The 20,078-nt window shown below is 52.0% G+C and carries 19 protein-coding genes and 2 tRNA genes; 18 read left to right on the top strand and 3 right to left on the bottom strand.

Annotated features, from left to right (window positions below; all coding sequences use genetic code 11):
- The first annotated feature begins 15 nt into the window (after window positions 1-15).
- The 16 genes from PT964_RS15035 to PT964_RS14960 all read left to right on the top strand — a co-directional run bounded on the left by PT964_RS15035 (window position 16) and on the right by PT964_RS14960 (window position 17,033).
- Entirely contained in the window at window positions 16-204 is a 189-nt protein-coding gene (locus PT964_RS15035; protein WP_274364180.1) for a hypothetical protein, read from the top strand.
- Entirely contained in the window at window positions 201-1,232 is a 1,032-nt protein-coding gene (locus PT964_RS15030) for a hypothetical protein (protein WP_274364179.1), read from the top strand. Before PT964_RS15035 ends, PT964_RS15030 begins: the two co-directional genes overlap by 4 nt.
- Window positions 1,232-2,806 (top strand): hypothetical protein, encoded by a 1,575-nt coding sequence (locus tag PT964_RS15025; RefSeq protein WP_274364178.1) that lies wholly within the window; start codon window positions 1,232-1,234, stop codon window positions 2,804-2,806. Before PT964_RS15030 ends, PT964_RS15025 begins: the two co-directional genes overlap by 1 nt.
- 12 nt (window positions 2,807-2,818) lie before the next feature.
- A complete protein-coding gene (locus PT964_RS15020; protein ID WP_274364177.1) occupies window positions 2,819-4,834 on the top strand; it encodes a hypothetical protein in 2,016 nt (671 codons plus the stop codon).
- A 3-nt stretch (window positions 4,835-4,837) separates the two neighbouring features.
- Window positions 4,838-6,007 carry a carboxylate--amine ligase gene (locus PT964_RS15015; protein WP_274364176.1) on the top strand — a complete coding sequence of 390 codons (1,170 nt, stop codon included), beginning with the start codon at window positions 4,838-4,840 and terminating at the stop codon, window positions 6,005-6,007.
- The gene (locus tag PT964_RS15010; RefSeq protein WP_274364175.1) at window positions 6,004-6,711 is read left to right on the top strand and encodes a polysaccharide deacetylase family protein; all 708 of its coding nucleotides are present in this window, start codon (window positions 6,004-6,006) and stop codon (window positions 6,709-6,711) included. The genes PT964_RS15015 and PT964_RS15010 overlap by 4 nt, the downstream gene beginning before the upstream one ends.
- A 181-nt stretch (window positions 6,712-6,892) precedes the next feature.
- Window positions 6,893-8,482, top strand: coding sequence for a murein biosynthesis integral membrane protein MurJ (gene murJ / locus PT964_RS15005; RefSeq protein ID WP_274364174.1), 1,590 nt, complete (start codon window positions 6,893-6,895; stop codon window positions 8,480-8,482).
- A gap of 6 nt (window positions 8,483-8,488) precedes the next feature.
- Window positions 8,489-9,214 (top strand): glycosyltransferase family 2 protein, encoded by a 726-nt coding sequence (locus tag PT964_RS15000; protein WP_274364173.1) that lies wholly within the window; start codon window positions 8,489-8,491, stop codon window positions 9,212-9,214.
- Window positions 9,211-9,588: a DUF2304 domain-containing protein gene (locus tag PT964_RS14995; protein WP_274364172.1), complete on the top strand. Its 378-nt coding sequence runs from the start codon at window positions 9,211-9,213 to the stop codon at window positions 9,586-9,588. Before PT964_RS15000 ends, PT964_RS14995 begins: the two co-directional genes overlap by 4 nt.
- A gap of 16 nt (window positions 9,589-9,604) precedes the next feature.
- Window positions 9,605-11,512 (top strand): HD-GYP domain-containing protein, encoded by a 1,908-nt coding sequence (locus PT964_RS14990; protein WP_274364171.1) that lies wholly within the window; start codon window positions 9,605-9,607, stop codon window positions 11,510-11,512.
- Entirely contained in the window at window positions 11,509-12,345 is an 837-nt protein-coding gene (locus tag PT964_RS14985; RefSeq protein ID WP_274364170.1) for an endo alpha-1,4 polygalactosaminidase, read from the top strand. Before PT964_RS14990 ends, PT964_RS14985 begins: the two co-directional genes overlap by 4 nt.
- A gap of 63 nt (window positions 12,346-12,408) precedes the next feature.
- Window positions 12,409-13,380: a glycosyltransferase gene (locus PT964_RS14980; RefSeq protein WP_425262736.1), complete on the top strand. Its 972-nt coding sequence runs from the start codon at window positions 12,409-12,411 to the stop codon at window positions 13,378-13,380.
- 2 nt (window positions 13,381-13,382) lie between these two features.
- The gene (locus PT964_RS14975) at window positions 13,383-15,395 is read left to right on the top strand and encodes a hypothetical protein (RefSeq protein WP_274364169.1); all 2,013 of its coding nucleotides are present in this window, start codon (window positions 13,383-13,385) and stop codon (window positions 15,393-15,395) included.
- Between the two features lie 851 nt (window positions 15,396-16,246).
- A tRNA-Leu gene (locus tag PT964_RS14970) sits at window positions 16,247-16,330 on the top strand.
- Between the two features lie 123 nt (window positions 16,331-16,453).
- Window positions 16,454-16,538: transfer RNA gene (locus PT964_RS14965), tRNA-Leu, on the top strand.
- A gap of 102 nt (window positions 16,539-16,640) precedes the next feature.
- Window positions 16,641-17,033 carry a magnetosome magnetite crystal formation protein family gene (locus PT964_RS14960; RefSeq protein ID WP_274364168.1) on the top strand — a complete coding sequence of 131 codons (393 nt, stop codon included), beginning with the start codon at window positions 16,641-16,643 and terminating at the stop codon, window positions 17,031-17,033.
- Between the two features lie 23 nt (window positions 17,034-17,056).
- Here PT964_RS14960 and PT964_RS14955 read toward each other — a convergent pair whose 3' ends face one another.
- Both PT964_RS14955 and PT964_RS14950 read right to left on the bottom strand, forming a co-directional pair.
- Entirely contained in the window at window positions 17,057-17,218 is a 162-nt protein-coding gene (locus PT964_RS14955) for a hypothetical protein (RefSeq protein WP_274364167.1), read from the bottom strand.
- Between the two features lie 6 nt (window positions 17,219-17,224).
- A complete protein-coding gene (locus tag PT964_RS14950) occupies window positions 17,225-17,395 on the bottom strand; it encodes a hypothetical protein (RefSeq protein ID WP_274364166.1) in 171 nt (56 codons plus the stop codon).
- Between the two features lie 84 nt (window positions 17,396-17,479).
- Here PT964_RS14950 and PT964_RS14945 point away from each other — a divergent pair, with 84 nt between their 5' ends.
- Window positions 17,480-18,289 (top strand): glycosyltransferase family 2 protein, encoded by an 810-nt coding sequence (locus PT964_RS14945; protein ID WP_274364165.1) that lies wholly within the window; start codon window positions 17,480-17,482, stop codon window positions 18,287-18,289.
- A 32-nt stretch (window positions 18,290-18,321) separates the two neighbouring features.
- On the opposite strand, the gene PT964_RS14940 is transcribed toward PT964_RS14945, so the two are convergent.
- Window positions 18,322-18,747 (bottom strand): DUF2621 family protein, encoded by a 426-nt coding sequence (locus tag PT964_RS14940; protein WP_274364164.1) that lies wholly within the window; start codon window positions 18,745-18,747, stop codon window positions 18,322-18,324.
- A gap of 122 nt (window positions 18,748-18,869) precedes the next feature.
- Between PT964_RS14940 and PT964_RS14935 the strand changes: the two genes are divergently transcribed.
- Window positions 18,870-19,988 (top strand): deoxyribonuclease IV, encoded by a 1,119-nt coding sequence (locus tag PT964_RS14935; RefSeq protein WP_274364163.1) that lies wholly within the window; start codon window positions 18,870-18,872, stop codon window positions 19,986-19,988.
- Window positions 19,989-20,078: the final 90 nt, after the last annotated feature.

The raw sequence follows: 20,078 nt of genomic DNA, 5'->3' as shown, positions 1-20,078 counted from the left end.
GGAGTGGCTTGTGTGATGAGAAAGATGAAAACCTCCTTATACGGTTACGACAAGAAAGCGGTGCGCGAGCTTATTAACCGGCTCCAAGACGAGCATGGCCGGCGGCTGAAGTCGCTGCAGTCGGAATACGACCGAATTCAAGCCGACATTAAGGATGTAGAGGAACGCATCCGCTCCAGGGAGGAAAGGGGGCAGAAGCCGTGAGTTCGCTGAGGAAGACGATATTCGGGTACAACATGAGAGACGTTAACCGGTATTTGCGCTCGCTCAAGAGACTGAGCGAGGCGGAAATATCGGAGTGGGAAAGCAAAGTGGCGGATGCCGCGCACGACCGCTCTTCCCTTATGAACAGGCTGGCCGCCCTGGAAGAATCGCAGGCGCCCGAGCACGAATCGGCCGTTTCGGCCGCATTGGCGCCGCCCGAACGAATGGCCCCGGAAACGATGACTACCGTAACCGGCGCGGCAGAAGAGTGTTCGGCTCGGGAGGCTCCCGCCGACGAAGAAACTCTCCTTGCCGATGGGCAATCGGACGATGAACTGCAAGCGCATTCGATTGGAGACTCAATTGATTCCAAGGAAACGGCCGCAATCGAGGAGCCGGCAGACACGGAGAAGCAAGCCCAACCGGTAGAAGCAACCGTAAAGCTTTCGAATCTCGTCCATTTCCGGCGTAAGCACGAGGCCGCCGAGGTGTATGGAGGCTTCTGGGAAGGCGTCGAGACTTATATGCAAATGCCGGCTGTTATAACCGGGAACGTTGAGACGCAGGCTGAATTGGCTTCGGCACTGTCTCTGCCGCAGCAGGACGGTACAAACTTTACCGCAGACGTGCCGAGATATTTCAACTATTCGATTAATGACGCGCTTGTTCCGCTGCCGGCCGCAAAGCCCTCGCTGCCTTCGAGAGGAAGAGGAACGAATGAAAGGCTGAATGCGCTGCCGCAAAAGAAGCCGGAGCAGGAAGCCCAAGAGAAAGAAAAAGCTGCCGAAGCCAGACCGGCTCAGGCGCAGACCGGCAGCCGAGCCGTTACGAAAGAAGTTCGCCAGCTCCGATATCAATATATCGTCGGCAAGCTTGCCGGAGAAGACTTGCTCAGCGACAGCGGAGATTTGATTATCGCCAAGCATCAACCGATCACGGAAGCGGTCGTCGATGAAGCGGACAAAGAAGGCAAACTGGCTTTGTTAATTATCCAAATGACCATTCCGGGAATGGAAGAGGAAAGCTAATGGCAACGATCACGTACGAATCGCTGCTTGACGAGGTGTTAAAGCGCAATCAGCGTCCGGAGGACCGCCACGAAATAACGGCCATCTTGGAATCGCTCGGCTGGAACGACACCCGGGCTTCTCAAGTATTCGGCGTCGCCGATGTGTTCGAGCTGGCGGAAGCGCTTTGGGAAAGGTGCAAGACCAAGGTGCTGTATACCGCCTTTTCGAAGGTGGAGAACCTGTCCCTCCCGCAGATGGCATTGCTGCTGCTTCGCCAGTTTTTGCGCGGGGTGATCTTTGCGGTGCCGATGGCCATATCGGTCGTCAGCATGCTGACGCTCAAATTTTCGCTTTGGTCCTACGAGAATTTATCCGTAGAACTTGCAACAAGCATCGCAATTGGAACGATCCTAAGCTTTGTCACGGTCGGCGGATTTACGCAAGCGATCGCTCGAAGAGGATTTTTTTACATTATCCAGGGCTATTACAACATGGCTAGGCGAATCACCTTTCATTTCATTCGTCTCGGCTTTTTGATTTGCTTGCTGCTTTCGGCGTTGATTGTGCTGTTGAATATGCTGCTTCATGTTTTTCCGTTTCAAATGCTGGTTGTCATCATTCTGTATTTTTTCTTTCTGAATACAATTTGGCTGTCCGTTACCGTGATGTACATTTTGAAAAAAGAGCTGCTGTTCACGGGTTTGATCTTATGCGGTATCGGCGTCGTGTTTCTCTTATTTGACTTGTTGGGCGTCAATATTATCGTGGCGCAATTGATCGCGCTCTCTATCGTATCGGTCGTCAGTATACTGCTCGTGATTTACTTGTTTAAAAGAGCCGAAAGAAGAGCGGAGAAGGGGATCTCGCCCCAGCTTCCGAAGATGTCGGTTACGCTGTACTCCACCTTACCCTATTTTATTTACGGGTGTTTATATTTCAGCTTCCTGTTCGTGGACCGGATTATCGCCTGGTCGCGCAATACGGAATTTATGCCGTATTTGATTTGGTTTCGCGGCGAATACGAGCTGGGGCTTGACTTCGCGTTGTTAGTGCTCATTATCCCGATGGGAATCAGCGAAGTGGTATTGACCAAGATGATGATGGACATTGAGATCAGCCAGAAGAGCTATTGGGGGGACGAGGCGGATCGGATGAACCGGCACTACATCCGGGAATATTTTCGGCGGCTGGTACAGATTATGGCGATCGGGATCGTCAGCGCTTTAGCGCTCTATTGGCTGCTTGTCCAGTTATTCGACCGGTTCCCGTCTTTATCGGCCAAGAGCTTGTTCTCCATTCCGCAAACCGAGTACGTATTTGTCGTTGCCTTGGTCGCTTATGTGTTGATTTCGGCGGCGCTGATGAATGCCGTCATCCTATTCTCGCTTTCCCAGCCGGAATTCGTCGTCCGCTCTATCTGGATCGCTATGCTGGTGAACGTCGGAACGGGCTTCCTGCTTAGCCGGTGGGTGGATTACATCTATGCGGTTTACGGGCTGTTGTTCGGTTCTATCGTATTTCTGGTATTGTCATGCATTCAAGTGGTCAGGGTGCTGCGCAAGCTCGATTACTACTTATATGCGGCATCGTAAGCGGAGGGTCCTATGTACGCAGACTGGATGAATCAAACCGAGCAATTGAGCCGGTACGCCTTCGCTTTTCTTTTGCTTCTCGTCGCCGTGCCGAAGCTCCTGTTTCGGCGGACCGGAGGCGATTTGTCGGAGCGGGTTTGGGTTCGATTTATGCTGATGACCCTGCTGTTAATCATTCTGGGGTACGGGCTGGTGCTGACCAAGCTGTTCGAGGTGCTGGCGATCGTTCCGGCATTAGGCTTGATTGCGGCGCGCGGGTATATTGCCGAGCTTTTGAAGACCAAGAAGAGAAGAGAATTGAATCCTTCCAAGGTTGCCAGGATCTACGATTGGCTGGAGGGAAAGTATCAGCCTCGAGACGATATCGAACGCTTGATAAAGCGCAAGTACAATGAAGGGCTGCACGAATTTCGCGAGCGGATACGGAAGATTCCCGCGACGATGGAGAGCGTGCTCTTTATTGCGGTGCTCGCCGTATCGGCTTGGATTCGTTTTTACGACGCGGCGGTTCATGCCGCTCCCGGTATGACGGACGGCTACGTTACGCTGGCATGGATCAAATATATCGATCAGCGGACTTTGTTTCATGACGGAATTTATCCGCAGGGCTTTCATATTTGGATGGATTATTTGGTCAAGTTTGCAGCGACGGATCCCCTCTACATTCTGAAATACACAGGACCTTTGAACGCCATGCTTCTCATGCTCGGCATGTATTTGGCGGTGTCCCGCTGGACGGGCAGCAGAGCGGCGGGCATCTTGACCGTTGCCGTCTACGGCTTGCTCGGACAATGGCTGAGCGGGGGCGCATACGAACGCCAAGCTTCCACAAACTCGCAGGAGTTCGCTTTCGTATTTATTTTTCCGACGCTGTACTTCCTGCATCGCTGGCTTCGCGACCGAGCCCGCTGGGCGTTGATCGGAGGCGTTGCGGGTATGATCGTCGTCGGACTCATCCATACGCTGGCTTATGTCTACTTGGGGATCGGCGTCGCCATTCTGCTGTTTATTTACCTTCCGCTTACTTGGAAGGAACGGATCAGACCGCTGTTACCCGTTGTTTGGGGAGGGGCGGCATCCTTGATCATATCGATCATCCCGCTCGGTATCGGCTTTCTGCTGGGTAGAAAAGTCCACTCTTCCTCGGAAGATTTCGCCACCTCGCGGAATCAATTCATTTCGCTGCCGGAACTTAGCGCGCTTGACTACGGGGTACTCGCGGCGATCGTCGTCATTATGTTCTGGACGATTCGGCGGCATAAGCTGATTCGCGCGCATACGGGCCCTTTATTCGCAGCGACGATCGTTCTGGCGACATTTGCAATGTATTACTTCGGAAATTTATTCACTTTCCCGGGGAGCACCGTCATTACCGCCAGATCGGCGGAGCTTTGGGCGCTTGCCGCGCCGATCGGCATAGGTACGGCGGGAGGGCTGGTCATTCGCGGGTTGGAGTCGTTTCATTCGCGGTGGACCGCTTACTCGGGGGCGGGATTGGTTGCCGCGGCGGTTGCCGTTATTTTGGCAATGTCCCCTCCACAGCCGATTATCCCTTACAAGATGGAATGGGGAAGCGGCGTAGAGCAATATTTGAAAATCAGTTCCGCGTACCGCCCCAAGACGTGGATGATCGTATCCCCTGCGCGCGAAGGATATGCGGTAGTGCTGGGGAACGGGCATCATTTGGACACCGCGGAATTTCTGGATTTATACGAGCCGAATCAATGGCCTTTGGCGAGAAAGGACGCATTACCCGGGAGGGATACGACCCCGAAAGAAGTGTTTATTTATTATCAAAAAAACATCTTCCAAGTCAGCGAAACGAACGCGATCTATCCGTTAATGAAGCCGGAATACGACCAGCGGGCGGAACTGAAGAAGCGGCTGGACGAATGGCTGGCGGAGCACCGGAAGACGGACGGCGGCATGACCATTTGGTATGAGGACGAGAACCTGCGAATCTATCATATTTCCATGCCCGAGAATAAAGAGAAGCAATTTGAGCGAATTTGGGGAAAGGGGGGCTGACGAATGGATGCTGTACTTGTGACGAACGGCCAATTGCGAAAGACGCTCGCCTCCGTTCGGTCGCTCGGCTCCAAGGGCGTTCCGGTATACGTCGCGGAGACGACCCGATTCAACATGTCAGCCTATTCGCGGTACTGTGCGGGAAGCTGTGTGAGCCCCGATCCGGTGCGCGATGGCCGGGCTTACGCCGAGTGGCTGTCGGATCGAATGGAGCGGCTTCGCATACCGATCTTGTTTCCGATGGACGACAGCCCGATGGACGCGGCCATAGAACACGCCGATCTGTTCAGGGAGCCGCTGCGGCGTATCGTGCCGCCGCCCGCCAGCTATGCCGCGGCTTCGGACAAAGGGGAGGCGGTCCGGCTGGCCGTCAAGGCCGGCGTTCATGTGCCGCAAACCTTTTTCCCGGAGAGCCCGGAGGAAGCTGAGCGGCTAAGTGGAAAGCTAGGAGACAAAGCCGTCATCAAACCGCGCCGCAGCTCAGGCTCGAGGGGAATCCGAATTGTCGGCGGCCGGCAAAATGTTCGTGAGCAGTTTGCAGAGGTGCATCAGAAATATCCGTTTCCACTGCTTCAACAATATATTCCTGCCGGCGAGCGGTATGACGTGTGTCTGCTCTACGATGCTGCAGGAGAGCTGAGGGCGCATTTCGTCCAAAAGGAACTCCGCCACTTCCCTCTCGAAATAGGTCCCAGTACGGTGCAGGAAAGCGTGCATCGGCCGGATTTGCTGGAGCTGGCGCTTTCCATCATGAACCATCTGCCCTGGAGGGGAATCGTGGAGCTTGAATTTATGATCGATCCGCGGGACGGGCAACCCGTATTGATGGAAATTAACCCGCGGTTTTGGAATTCGCTTTATGCCTCCATCCTCTCCGGCGTGGACTTTCCTTGGCTGCTGTATCAAATCGCCGGAGGCAACGCGGTCGCGCCTATAACCGACTATAAAGGCGGTATCAGGTGCCGATCGCTGCTGCCGGGCGATCTGTTGCATTACATGGCCAACCCGAAGCGGAGAACGGTGGAACCCGCTTTCTGGGCACGCTCCGGGACCTCCGGCAGCGATGATATATTGTCGCTGCACGACCCGATGCCGACCGTTGGTTTTATGCTGGCATGCCTTAGGTCATTACCGGACCCGAAGGCATGGAACATGGTGTTTAAACGCTCATGAAGGCTGGGTTGCAGATGAACGCGCTGACAGTTGATGTAGAAGAATATTTCCATGCGAATTTATTGAATATCCCGGCATCCGACTGGGGCAACTACGAGAGCAGCGTGGAGGTGAACACTAGGCGCCTGCTCGATTGCTTCGACCGGTTCGGCGTGAAGGCGACCTTCTTCATCGTCGGATGGGTGGCATCGGAATACCCGCTGTTGGTGAAGGAAATTGCGGAGCGGGGCCACGAGATCGGCTCCCACAGCGGGCGGCATCGCCTCTTGACCGAGCTCGACGCCAACCGGTTTCGGGAGGATATACGGTCTTCCAAACAGCTGCTTGAGGATATTTCGGGGCAAGAAATTTATCAGTATCGCGCTCCTTCCTGGTCGCTGGGAGAAAGCCGCTATGAGTGGTTCTCCATATTGGAGGAGGAAGGGTATCGGATCGATTCCAGCTTATTGCCCTTCAAGACGACGATCGGCGGCTCGTACCGCGCGCCGTACCGGCCCTTCCGGCCCGTTGTCGGGGAGCGCAAGCACTCGATTGTCGAGTTTCCTGCCACCGTCTGGAAGCAAGGTCCGATCCGCTTCCCTCTGGCGGGAGGGTTTTATTTGCGGTCATTGCCGATAACGCTCACCGCTTTCCTGTTGGAGAGGATCAACCGCGAAAGACCCGGCATGGTGTATGTCCATCCTTGGGAGATGGATCCGAATTAGCCTCGAATTGCCGCTCCGTTCTTAGTGAGGTTCGCGCAATATTACCGATTGGATGAGACGGAGCGGAAGTTGAACGAAATGCTAAAACGATTTACCTGCCAGCCGCTCGGACGCCTGATCGGGCAGTTGGCGGAGTCGTCGCAAATCCCGCACATCAAGGTAAAGTAAGGGTGGGCCGACAGTGAACCTGTGGAAAAAACCGGTTGCGGCAGTCGCTCTCATCAACGCGGGGGTGGCGCTGGCGGCCTTTGTAAAGGATATTTTGCTTGCCGCGTACACGGGGACTTCTCTCTATGCGGATGCGTTAATAATGGCGCTCTTCCTGCCTGACAGCTTCGGCAACAATATGCTTTCGGCCGCCATCTCCGTAGCGTGCGTGCCGATTTTCTCGCGGCTTGCCGCTACGGGCAATACCGATAAACTATCGTCAAGCATGAAGAGGGCAACGATCTTCTTTGTGGCGATTACTGTAATCTTGACATTATTGGGTTACATTTTTGCGGTGGAAATTGTCGGTTGGCTCAGCGGAGACGCCGTTCGTTCCGCCGGCGCGGCATCGAGGCTGGCGGAAGCGACCTTGCCTTTGTTTCGTCTGCTGCTTCCGATAGCGCTGCTGTACATTGTTTTTGCCATCGGAACTGCGGTGCTGCAAACCTATCGCCGGTTTACGATTCCGGCGTTGGCGCCGCTGGCAGGAAATGTTATATTTTTAGGCGGGGTCGTCTATTGCATTGCGGCAGGACTTCCTATAAGTCAAGGCGTGGCGGTCATTGCGGCGGCGATCACGGCAAGCGCGGCGGTGATGGCGGTGTGGATCGGCCGAACGTCGCTCACGGCGATGAAACGAATGGCGCCTCTGGCGAAAGAGCCGCCTGCGGCGGCGTCACATGCGGATGACACGGACGGCCGGAAGGACATTATGAGCTTGTTTGTGCCGTATGTCACCGTGTTGTTCTGTATTCAAGCGGTTTATTTGGCGGAAAGATTTTTGCTTTCGCCTTACGACACCGGAGCGGTTGCCGCGCTCAACTACGCATTCCGAATATCACAATTTCCGAGTTGGGTATTCGTCGCTGCAGTCAGTACCGTCATTCTCCCTTCACTGGCGAAGCAAATGGCGCTCGGGGAAATCGGGGCTATGAAGCTGACGATGGGCGAGGCATTTCGCAGCGTCATTCTGATCGCGGGTCCTGCAATGATGTTTTTGTTCGTGCTGCGGGAGCCGGTAACCATTGCGCTGTTTCAGCGAGGGGCGTTCGATGAACGCTCGGTCCACCTCACCTCCGGCATTCTGGAAGGGTACTCCCTGACGATTCTCAGTCAGGCGTTATCCTTGGTCCTCATAAGATATTTTCTTGCAAAAAGACGGCTAAGCGGGGTTGTCTGCGTTTATTTGTTTAGTGCGGTCGTTACGGTCGTTTCGGATGCGGCGCTGCTTCGTACGATCGGCGTACAAGGTATCGGTTACGGGGCGATGCTTGGCGCAGCGGTCAATGCGCTGCTGCTGCTCCTGATGTATTGTCGAAGCGTGCGGCTCGGACTGCGTGAGGCTATAGGGAATCTGCGCCGTTATATCGCTGTTCTCGTACCGCCGGTCCTGCTGCTCCCGCTGCTCCATATGGGCTGGTCATCGGTCCCGAGCAGCCGTGCGGCAATCGCCATATGGTTTGTGTTAGGTTCGGGATGCTTATATGTTTTGATATATTGGCTTGCCGTAAAGCGGTTTTGGCCGTCGCTGGCTGCAGCACCTTCTATCATGAGAAAAGGATGAACGGTAATGAAGGACACCCTAATCGTAATACCGGCATACAACGAGGAACGCGGGATCGGCAAAGTGCTGGAGTCGCTTAAAGGCTTCGATGACCGGGCGGATGTTCTGGTCGTCAATGACGGCTCAAGGGATAGAACGTTAGACATTTTGTTCGGGCAAACGCAAGTGTTCGTATCCCATCCCGTGAATCTCGGATACGGTGCCGCTTTGCAAACCGCATACAAATATGCCGCCTCCAAAGGCTACAAATACGTCGTGCAGTTTGACGCGGACGGGCAGCACCATCCCGAGGATTTGCGCCGGTTAATCCGTGAGATGAGGGAGAACTCGGCCGACGTTGTGATCGGCTCGCGCGTGCTTGGCGATTCCGCTTACTCGCCCGGCCTTCGAAAAAGCATTGCGCTGCTCTGGTTCAGGGCGATGATTACGCTGCTGACCCGCCGAAGGGTGACCGACCCTACTTCGGGCTTAAAGGGGCTAAGCTCCCGGGTGTTCTCGTACTATGCGGCCAGCCGGCATTTTCCGATGGATTTCCCCGATGCGGACATGATTATTGATATGCTATTGCGCGGATTTACGATTCGCGAGTTTCCGATCGGTTCGCAGAAACGGACGGAGGGAGTAAGTATGCACTCCGGCTTGTTCCGCCAATTGTTCTATATGCTGAAGGTGACATTGAGCATCGTAACCGTTTTGATTCATCATCAATCGGATCGGAGAAAGACGCTATGAGCGGCATTTTACGAATTATTATTTTAATGTCGGGGCTTTCGATTAGCTGGTTCGTTCTGATGCTTTTAATTCGCAAAAAAATCAACGAAAAAAATACTCTTGTATGGCTGATCGGCGTGTTTGCGGTCATCCTTTTGTCTGTCAATCCGAATTTTCTGGATACGGTCGCTGCGTGGGTCGGCGTCGATTATCCACCTTCTCTCTTGTTTCTTTGCGCCTTTATCGTATTACTAATTATTGCACTATATCAGTCCGTTCAAATTTCGCAGCTTTATGATAAGCTGAAGGAGATTTCGCAGTTTGTCGCCCTGCAGGAGAAAAAACAACAATCCGCCGCAGAACGGCAAGAGCGCCAATCCTCAGAAAAGTCTTGAACGGAGGTAGGATGAGTTGAACGTTACGATGTTTGAGCTTATTGACCAGCTTCAGGCCTATCTCTCGGAGTATGGGTTATGGATCGGGATCGGGCTTTTGGCGGCATTATTGCTGTCGGTCGCTTTGTGCTTCATTGCTTTTCGGTATGCCAAGGCGATGAAGCTTCGCTGGAAGCAATCGGTGTTACTATCCCATAAGCTGGAGCCGGACAACGGACTTGAGCAAAACTTGAACGATTTGCTCGAGCTGGTGGCCGAACAGGTGGATGCGCCGACGTATGTGTTTTATTTGTACGATGAAAGCAAGCAGGGGTACTTGATGAAGGCGGTCCGCCACCGCTCGCAGGATTTCGGCAAGGTTGAGCCGTCCTATAGCGGCCTGGTCGAATACAAGAAGGAGCAATATTTGCCGCCGCTCTCGCTTTCGGTGCAGGAAGCGCCGGAGCGGGCGGAAATTCGGAAAGCCGGCGAAGTGAAATTGCTGTCCGTTCCCATCGGGAGCAAGCGGGGACTGATTCGGATCGGACCGGTCAAGATGAGAAAGCTGAACAAAAAGACCCAACGCTTCTTTGACGATTTTACCGAAATGATGCAGCATGCGTTAAAGCAATTTTTGTCCATGGAGGAGATTCGCAACAAGGCGAATGTAATCGTGTCCACGGGCGAGGCGCTGCAGCGGATCAATAACATTGCAAGGGATTCGAAGGTAACCGTCGACTTCGTGTTAAAGCTTGCAATGAAGGTGATGGGCGCAAGCGGCGCGGTCTTCGGCATCAAACAAGATGACTTGTATCAGCTTACCCAAGCGTCGGGCTCGGGTGACGAATCGCTGAATTTGAACGGAGTTAGCCCGGCGAAGGCGGGGGCCGATGTATTTGCGCTGCTTTCCGGCCAAGAGCAGGTTCGATTGATTACGGCGTCTGACGACGCTTATTTCGAGCTGCCGCCGTATTTTGCCGCTACCGGTGCGGAGGCGTTCACGGCTGTAGACGTTTCGGAACGACGCGAGGAGCCGGCAAGCCGAATTCTGATGTTATGGTTCAAGACCGAGCCGAAGCGGGAAGAGTGGCCGGAAATGGAAAAATCGCTGCAGCTTCTGGCTGATCACATGCGCGAGATATTAGGGTATCAGTTGACGCTCAGCCAGTTTTCGGGCTCTTATGTGCACATTTTAAAGACGCTGGCCGTGTTGCAGGATAATTTGGTTCCTCATACCGTCGGGTATTCCGAGCTCATGAGCCGATACTCGATAGTCATTGCGAAGGAGATGGGACTGGAGGAGGATGTCATCCGGGACGTGGCATTGGCGGCTTACTTGAGCAATATCGGTGTGATGGGTATCTCCGCCGATTTGGTCAATAAAGAAGGGAAATTCAGCGACGACGAATTCGAGAGGATGAAGCTGCACGCCGAGGTGGGTGCGTCCATTGTCGAATCGACGCTCGGCAACGCCCGCGTCGCTTCATATATTATGCACCACCATGAAAGAATGGACGGGAACGGTTATCCTGCAGGTCTTAAGGGTAACGAGATTCCGGTAGGCGCGAGAATTATCGGCGTCGTTCAGACGTTCCTAGCGGTGATCAACGGTAGAAAGTACCGGGATCCGCTTCCGTTTCATAAAGCGCTGTTGACTCTGACTGCTGCCGGCGGTTCGCAGCTGGACCCGGACATTGTGAACAAGTTCATCGCCTGGTTTAAGAGTAAGCAGGAGGATCCGCAATTGAACGGCAGATCGCTCGGCGTTTGCTGGGAAATGTGCTGTACACCGTCGAGCATATGTGAAAACTGCCCGGCTTACCGAAGGACGGACAAAAATTGCTGGGAGTTTGAAACGAACAATTGTAAAGCTCACGGGAAGTCTTGCGCAACGTGCTATGTAAGGACAGAGTTGGCGGCGAGGAAGGAGCATGCGTATCAATGACGGTCGATAACGGTTTGGCAGGCGCCCCCAGGGAAGCCGACGGGCAAGACGGCGGCCGATTTCGGCGCTTTCAAGCTGCGAACAGCTTTGCGGTGTTTTACGGTCACGGCGAAGCGGAGGCGTTGTCCGATTACGACATTGCGATTGTAGAGCCGCAAGGCCAAACGAAGGATACGGTGGCCGCAATGAGCCGTGCAGGCACGCTTGTCATCGCCTATGTCAGTATAACGGAGGTTCCGGATTACGATCCGCTTAAGCCGTTGCTCCAGTCCGCCGATTATTTAACGGTCGGCAGCGAGATCGTGCGGAACGCGGAGTATGGGACATCTCTTGCCGATTTGCGGTCGCGCAACTGGACGAATATGCTGCTGCACCGCATCGGGGGCTACTTGAGGGTTGGCGGCTATGACGGCATCTTTATGGATACAATCAGCAACGTTGAGTGGCCGGCGCTTCCTGCAGGCGTGAGAGCCGAGCAGCAGGCCGCTGCGGTGGAGTTTGTGCGGCGGCTGCGCGGCATGTTTCCTGAGCATATTATGATCCAAAATAACGGCTTTGAAACATTATGCGACCATACGGCGCCTTATATTAATGCGGTATGCTGGGAGAACCCGGATTTCGTCAAGCCGGAAACGTATCGTTGGCACGAGGCTGTGCGCGGAAGAATAGGTCGCCTGGCGAGCGGGTACGGCATTCGAGTGCTGGCGCTGTTGGAGCAGGCGAGCATGAGCGAACCGGGGCTTGAAGCTGCGGCTTATTGGGCGGAGAAGGAGCGATTCTTGCTGTATCGATCGCCGGGGCAGCATTATTTGCAGGTGGAAGGGAAGTTATAGAAGTATTATAGAGTTTTTATCGTTGTAACTTAGGGGGTGTAAGTTATAGATATTTCGGTAATTGTGATTGCTTACAATGAGGAGTCGAACATTGCAGATTGTTTGCATGCCCTTAGCGAGCAAAATTATAAGAAGGGTAAATTCGAGATTTTGGTTGTTGACGGCATGTCCCAGGATAATACACCGAACATTGTGACCTCATTCGTTCAACGGTACGGCTTTATGAAGCTTATCATTAATCCGGGAAGAACGGTTTCCTCTAATCGCAATGTGGGGATCGGGCATGCGTCATATCCTTACATCGCTTTTACGGATGCGGACTGCATTTGCCCCCCGGACTGGCTGGAAAAATTAACAGACGGCTACTTGTACTGGTTACAGAAAGGTATAAAGGTAGGAGCGGTTGGCGGCGGGAATATTTCGGACGATCAATTCGGAAAAGTATCGTCGGCCATCGGTATCGCCTTCAACTCCACTCTGTCGGCGTTGGGTTCTCAGCAGACCAGGCTGTGGAACCACGATAAAGAGGTGGAAAGCTTGGCGGGGTTAAATGTTCTATATGCCAAATCGGTATTTGACGAGGTCGGGTTGTTCGATGAGAGTCAAACCAATACCGCCGAAGACTGGATTTTTAATTATAATGTAAGGGCGCATGGATATAGACTGTTTTATATAAAGAATGCGACGATCCTGCACAAAATGAGAACGACCATGCCGAGATTCGTGAAACAAATGTATGTATATGGTCTGGGCAGAGGCACGGTTATTCGCAGAAATCCGAGAACCTTGACTTGGCGATATGCCGCCCCTCTATTATTTTTGGCAGTTATGATTCTGTCGTTGCCGTGCTTCGCTCTGACGGGAAGCTACTGGTTTATCCTTCCGTATTTATATTTTCCAATTACAGTTTTCTATTCAATTTATTTATGCTTACGAAAAAAAAGAATGGACTTGTTTCCACTGGTCTTTCTCATTTATTTAACGATTCATTTCGTGTACAGCTGCGGTGAATGGAAGGGATTAGCGGGGGATTAACGTTGCTGATAAAATTTATTTTTTCCTATATGTTACTGTTTGTAGGGTTGCCGATGCTGGTGATCAAATTCGATAAAGACGACACGGGATGGGCGGATAAATTGTTTATTAGCCTAATCCATTCAACCTTTTATTTTATCGTAGTTGTTCATCTGCTTGTTCTTCTCAAGCTATATGAAACGCTTTCTATTCTCACGGTTATAGGGTTGACCATGTTTTTTTTAGTACGATATTACCGTAAACGGCGGCCTGAAGCCTCGGAAAATATATTAGCTGTGGTTCTGTTTGATGTCGCTGAGGATCTAAAAAATTGGCGATATTATTATCAGACGGCCATTGACACACTCCGGAACAAAGTGATACGGAGCCGCAACGTTTTTTTTAGTTCGCTTCGGGTTCAATGGTTCGCATACTTCTGTATAATAACGACCCTCATTTATGCTGCCTATACCCGCTTCAGGCACTCCCTCGTGCATCTGTATTTCGGGGCGTCGGATCCATACGTTCATTTGCAGTTCGCTAAGTTTCTGGATGAAAATAAAATGTTTACAGACGGTATCTATCCTCTAGGATTTGCATCGATTATTTCGGTCTTAGACAAAGTTTTCAATATGGATGTCTATATCGTCGCCCGTTTCATCGGTCCATTGTGCGGCATGCTTATCGTATTATCCATCTTTTACGCATTAACGAAGATGATTGGAAACAGGTATTCCATCATCTTTATAGGTCTGTTCGTCTATACAGCATATGCGGGACTGCCAACTTATCTCTGGAGGCAAATATCGGCTTTATCTATGGAATATGCCGTTATATTTCTGCTTCCCGGGATTGCGCTTCTGCTCGAATATCTCAGAAAGGATAAGTTGACTTATCTGATTCTGGCAGGAGAGTGCTTGGCCATAACTTTATTTATTCACCTCTATACGGCTGTAGCACTTGGCTTGGCTTATATCGTCGTCGGCTTATGCTATTCGAAGATTGTGTTTGTGCAGGTAAGATTCCTTCGCCTAGTAACTGTGATGATTACTTCGGGCATATTCGGTCTACTGCCGTTAATTTTCGCTTTCCTGCTGTTGCCACCCGAAGAATTTACATATGCCGAAGAAAACCTGCAGCCGGCGGGGGATGTTAATGTAGCCTCATGGTTAAGCGTATTTTTAAGTTCGGATATCGTAATCCAGCTTCTTGTCATCGCGGCCATACTTTTTGTTATATGGAGAGCGGTCCGCGGAAAAACCGCCATGCCCGACATGGCGATGTTACTCACCTTGATTCTTTTCTATTTTATATATGAATCAAAGGCATATCATCTGCCTGCCGCTATTCCGGCCGACCGCTTCGGGGTATTCTTCTCGCTTATTTGTTCGGCAGGGATTGCTGTTGTTATAAACAGTGCGGTCAATATTATTCCTTATTTGCAAAAGAGACCGAGTCTAATCAGTTTGTCGGCTTTACTGATCGCAGGAATCGTGCTATGGTCAGGGCCTGTGAATTCGGCTCCGGCAGGTTCCAGGTACCAATACGACAGCTCGGTACAAGCGTACTTGAATATTAAAAGCCAATTTCAGCCGCTCAATTGGACGATCATCGGACCGATCGAGGAATATCATTTGGCTTACAGGTACGGACGACATACCCAAATATGGGAGTTTGCCGAAGCGCTGTCACAACCGAAAGGGAAAACGTTGAAATTTCCTACAGACGATGTTTTTATTTTCATAGAAAAGATTCCGCTCGGCTCAGATCAGGAGATTTCAGATGAGGATGTCCGAGCTCCTTTTCCCGAATTTACCGGCACGGATTTAACCGAATTTTATTACCGGAACGTCGAAAATCGCAGGATTATTCAGGCCAAAGTCAACAAGTGGGTTGAGGAACAGTCAAGCTCGCACGATATCAAAATTTATTACGACAGCCCTGAACTCCGAGTGTATTGGATTCATCAGGACGGCAAAAACCCTCACGATCTGTTATCATGGGGACCCTTAGTTGATGATGATGGAGAGGGATAGCATGAGAGTACTCCATATTATCAAATAATCTTTTCGTTGGTTGGGGCGCAGGCGCTGCTGAAAGAAACGTTGCCTGTCATGCGCGAGGCCGGCATTCAACCGGAAATATACGTATCGGACAGCAGTGCTGCAGCCAACGATTATGAAAAGGAATTAACAAATGCCGAAATCCCAGTCATCTATTCTAATATTCAAGTATACAGCTCAACAATACTCGATCAATCGATGGTTAACCGTTATGGGAGCTTGTATCATTCTTTGCTTTAAATAAATCTAAAAAAATGCTTGCAAATATATAGGCTCATCCATTATAATAACTTTTGTTGTCTCACCGAGAGACAAACTGCTCGANGACAAAATTAGCGGACATCCGGTTCCGTTAGCGCCAAAGCGATTAGTGATCAGTTCCGGAAGCAGCGGTAACTAACGATTCCGGCAGCGCCGGCGATACCGGCAGTACGGCAGTACCTGACAGTACCGACAGTACTGGCAGCGCCGGCATCACCCGTCACAACAGCAAAAAATCGGTTCGACCTTTGACCTGCCATTACCATCATTGTAGAAAGATCCGTCTTTAAAACATACTTTTCATTATCATACTCGGTGGTGTCGCATAGATATGAGAGTTTGAGAGTTTTTGGTAATAAGTCGGTCGTGCAGCGGTAAAGTGGCAGCGCTAGTCACATATTTTGGTGCTAAGTCGATCGTGAGGCGGTGGGTGGCATGGGGAGCAGTCGTTCAATCGGCGACCTAAGTCCGCCCAAAGCGAAGGTCGATGTTACTTTTTCCCACCCCTTTACTTTTGCGCTCAAACGTTATATATTTTTAATTGTCACTTTTAAATGTTGCATGCGGTCGTGGTGGAACGGCAGACACACCATCTTGAGGGGGTGGCGGGGAGACCCGTGTGGGTTCAAATCCCACCGACCGCACCATACATACCACTTATAAGCCATTTGTGCGATATAGTGGTGAGCGAGACAAACAATTTGTCGCTACTTTGCGCTTTACTTTTTATTCCGAGCGTGATACTATAATCCTTGTCACTTTTGATACATGCGGTCGTGGTGGAACGGCAGACACGCTGTCTTCAGGCGGCAGTGCCCACAAGGCGTGAGAGTTCAAATCTCTCCGACCGCACCATACATAACAAATAAAAGCCCTTGAAGCCCGCTGAAAAGCGAATCCTTCAAGGGCCTTTTTGCGTATACTTATCATCAGACAAAAAAGGAGGCGGGCAGCCGTATGAACCAATACAACCACTACAACCGTTATAATAGCGGCTACACGGATGATCGTAACGGCATGAATCAGACGGACCGGGTTTTATCCGCGCTGGCATACTTCAGCATTTTCTTTCTCGGCTTTATCTTTCCGGCGGTGCTGTGGTTCATTACGAACAATCCGCAAGTCAAACGCCACGCGGGAGCAGCCTTTATCTCGCATTGCATTCCGGTGATCCTGGCCGTCGTCGCGTTCATTATGGGCTTCTTCATCTTCGGCTTCAGCTTGATCAATATAGAAGGGCACGCCATAATGTCGTTCGCAGGAATGTTTATCCTGCTTGGTCTCTTCGGGCTCATCTCGCTGGCTGTCGTGATCTGGAACGTGTACAAAGGTATAAAAGTGCTGTTATAGAGGCGCAGCCTGGCTTCGGCGGCTTACAAGCCCCCGCAATGATGCGGAAAGCCGTCGTCGTCCTGCAGCTTCTTATTCAACGCCTCAATGCCCTCGTCTTCGGCGCGGGCGGCGACGAGCTTGGCAGGGGGCTGCTGGAACCGGACATCGCCCTTCGGCTTCGATTGCGTTTCTTTACGGCTCATCCGCTTTCACTCTCCGTTCACGTCGGCTCGGCAGGCGGGTGCGCTTCGCCGATCGGTATTGGTGTATGCTATGATGGTGATGTTTTCGCCGGACTCGTTTCGCAGTTCGGATTCGAGTTCCCTAACTTTAGATAAAGCTTCCCCGGAAAGCTCCGCGAATTCGTAATTTTCGTTCATCGCTGTGCAACGCCTCCTTCATCCGTATTTTGCGTCTTACGCGATCGTTTTAGCCGGGCCACACGCAGAAAGGAAAGATGTAAATTGACGCCAATTGTATCCGTTATCATTCCTACATATAACCGCGTTCGCGAGCTGGCAGAGCTTCTTGAAGCGCTGTCGAGACAAACGTTCAAAAATTTCGAAATCATCATCGTGAACGACGCCGGCGAGCTTGTCGCCGATGCGGTGGAGCTTTACTCCGAGCTTGACATTCAAGTCGTCGACCTGCCCGTAAACTCATACCACGTATGGGCCCGCAACGCGGCATTGCCGCAAGCGAGGGGGCGGTATATTATGCCGATCGACGACGACGATTATATCGTCCCGGATCATATGGAGCGCATGCTGCAGGAGATCGGCGACGCCGACCTCGTGTACGGAGACGTCGAAATATTCGATTACATCGTGAACAACGGCACCCGCGAACCGGTCGCAAGATTTCTATTCGCGTACGAGCATGACATCGATTTAATCCGGAAGTTCAATACATACGTCGCATCGGGCTCCCTTTACAAAAGAACGCTTCACGACGAGCTCGGCATGTTTGACGTAGAGATGCGCGATTATTGGGATTGGGACTGGATTTTGCGCGTAATGGAGAGACATAAAGTCAAGAAGGTGCATAGAGCGGGAACGGTGTACGCGTTCGCACAGCAGGGCGGGAGCAACCAGTCGGCAAATCAAGGCGCCATGCGCGAGTATCTCGACCGGTTGTGCGACAAGCACGGGTTAGGACATTTGCCGACGAAAAACTTTTTTCTGATGCTGGAGGAAGAAGAGATTCGTTCGCGCAGAACGGCTTCCGAAATCGTCTGGGACGGGAAGCCGGTCGTTTCGCGATTGCGCGGTTAACCAAACAAAAAAAGCGGAACGCCGGGCGTCCGCTATTCCATCAAGCTTTGAAATTTGCTGTAATCGATGCCTTCTTCATTGAGAAACTTTTGCAAAAATTTGTAATCCCGCTTCGGCGTTGCCAGAATGTACCCTTCGATGCAGTGCTCGCGGGTCACTTCCTTGGCGCCGCGCTCCATTGCCAGCTGCCCGATGCGCGCCGCGATCGAATGCTTTGCGATGTCGCGGAAGGCGGCCGGCACAGGCTCGACAAGCCGGTTCAAAAACTGCTTGCTGTCGTCGGTCCACAGATGGCGGCTCGCTTCGACCCAATAATTTTGCCAGTCGAGCGTAGATTTACCGTCGGCCTTCGGGAGAACCTTAAGAAATTTGCGGAACATAAAATACCCGCCGATCGCCATCATGCCGATCAGCACGAACACCCATATGAAAATAAACCAGGCCATGCCTTGGTTCATGACGTCTTCACCTCAAAAATTAATGGTATCATCACGGGAGACGGCAAGCAAGCTTCCTTCCAAACAATCGAAAATTAAGGTACAATAATAGAGATGGTCTTAAGTAGAAAGGGGTATGGCGCATGACGAAAAAAATCGGTTCTCACGTGTCATTTTCGGACAAAGGTTTGGTGAATGCGGCGAACGAAGCGGTCAGCTACGGCTCGAGCACATTCATGATTTACACGGGGGCTCCGCAGAACACGCGCCGCAAGCCTATCGAGGAGCAATTCATCGAAGAAGGCCGGGAGATCATGAAAGCGCACAATATCGACGAAATTGTCGTTCACGCGCCGTACATTATCAATCTCGGTTCATATAAAAACAGCACCTTCGATCTGGCAGTCGATTTCCTCCAGGAGGAAATTCGGCGGACGGACTATCTCGGAGTCCGCAACATTGTCCTTCATCCGGGTGCGTATACCGAGAAGGACGTAGATTACGGAATCGCGCGCATCGCGGAGGGCTTGAACGAGGTGCTGAAGGGCACATCGGAGACGCAGGTTAAGATCGCGCTCGAGACGATGGCGGGCAAGGGAACGGAAATCGGCCGTTCGTTCGAGGAAATCGCGCGCATTATCGAAGGCGTGGAGGATAACTCGCGGCTTACCGTATGCCTCGATACTTGCCACATTCACGATGCGGGCTACGATATCGTGAACGATTTGGACGGCGTGCTCGAGGAGTTCGACCGCATTGTCGGATTGGACAGGCTGGCCGTCATTCACTTGAACGACAGCAAAAATCCGCGCGGCGCCGGCAAAGACCGTCACGCTCCGGTCGGAGCGGGCTGGATCGGCTTCGACGCGATGAAGCGTGTCGTCGATCACGAGAAGCTTGCACACCTGCCGATGGTGCTTGAGACGCCTTGGATCGGCAAAGAGGAGCGCCCGATGTACGAAGCGGAGATCGCGCTGCTCCGCGGCGACTATGAAGAACGGTTCGGCGGAGAGTTTCTGGAGCACGTCGAGAAGCTGGGCCATTATTTCAGCGGCAAGGACGTTCATCACCGCGATTTCATCATCAGCACCTGGGATGTGCTCAAGTCGGACGCGAAGGCGAAGAAAGCCGATCCGCGCGAGCCGATGGACCGTCTGTACGATATGGTCGCCGAAGACAAGCTGTTCTCCGACTTGACGGAGGAGCAAATTAACCACCGCCTGACGGCATGGATGGCCGGCGTCAATGTAAAAAACGTATAAAGCACCGATAAAAAGGCGCCTTTCGCAGGATGACTGCGGGAGGCGCCTTTTTGTGCGCATTGGCCGGTTACGGTTGCGGTAGTGGTTATG

This window comes from Paenibacillus thermotolerans (assembly GCF_028745515.1).
Taxonomy (GTDB): Bacteria; Bacillota; Bacilli; order Paenibacillales; family YIM-B00363; genus Paenibacillus_AE; species Paenibacillus_AE thermotolerans.
The sequence above is the reverse complement of the archived record's forward strand: the minus strand, read 5'-3'. Positions and strand labels throughout refer to the sequence as shown.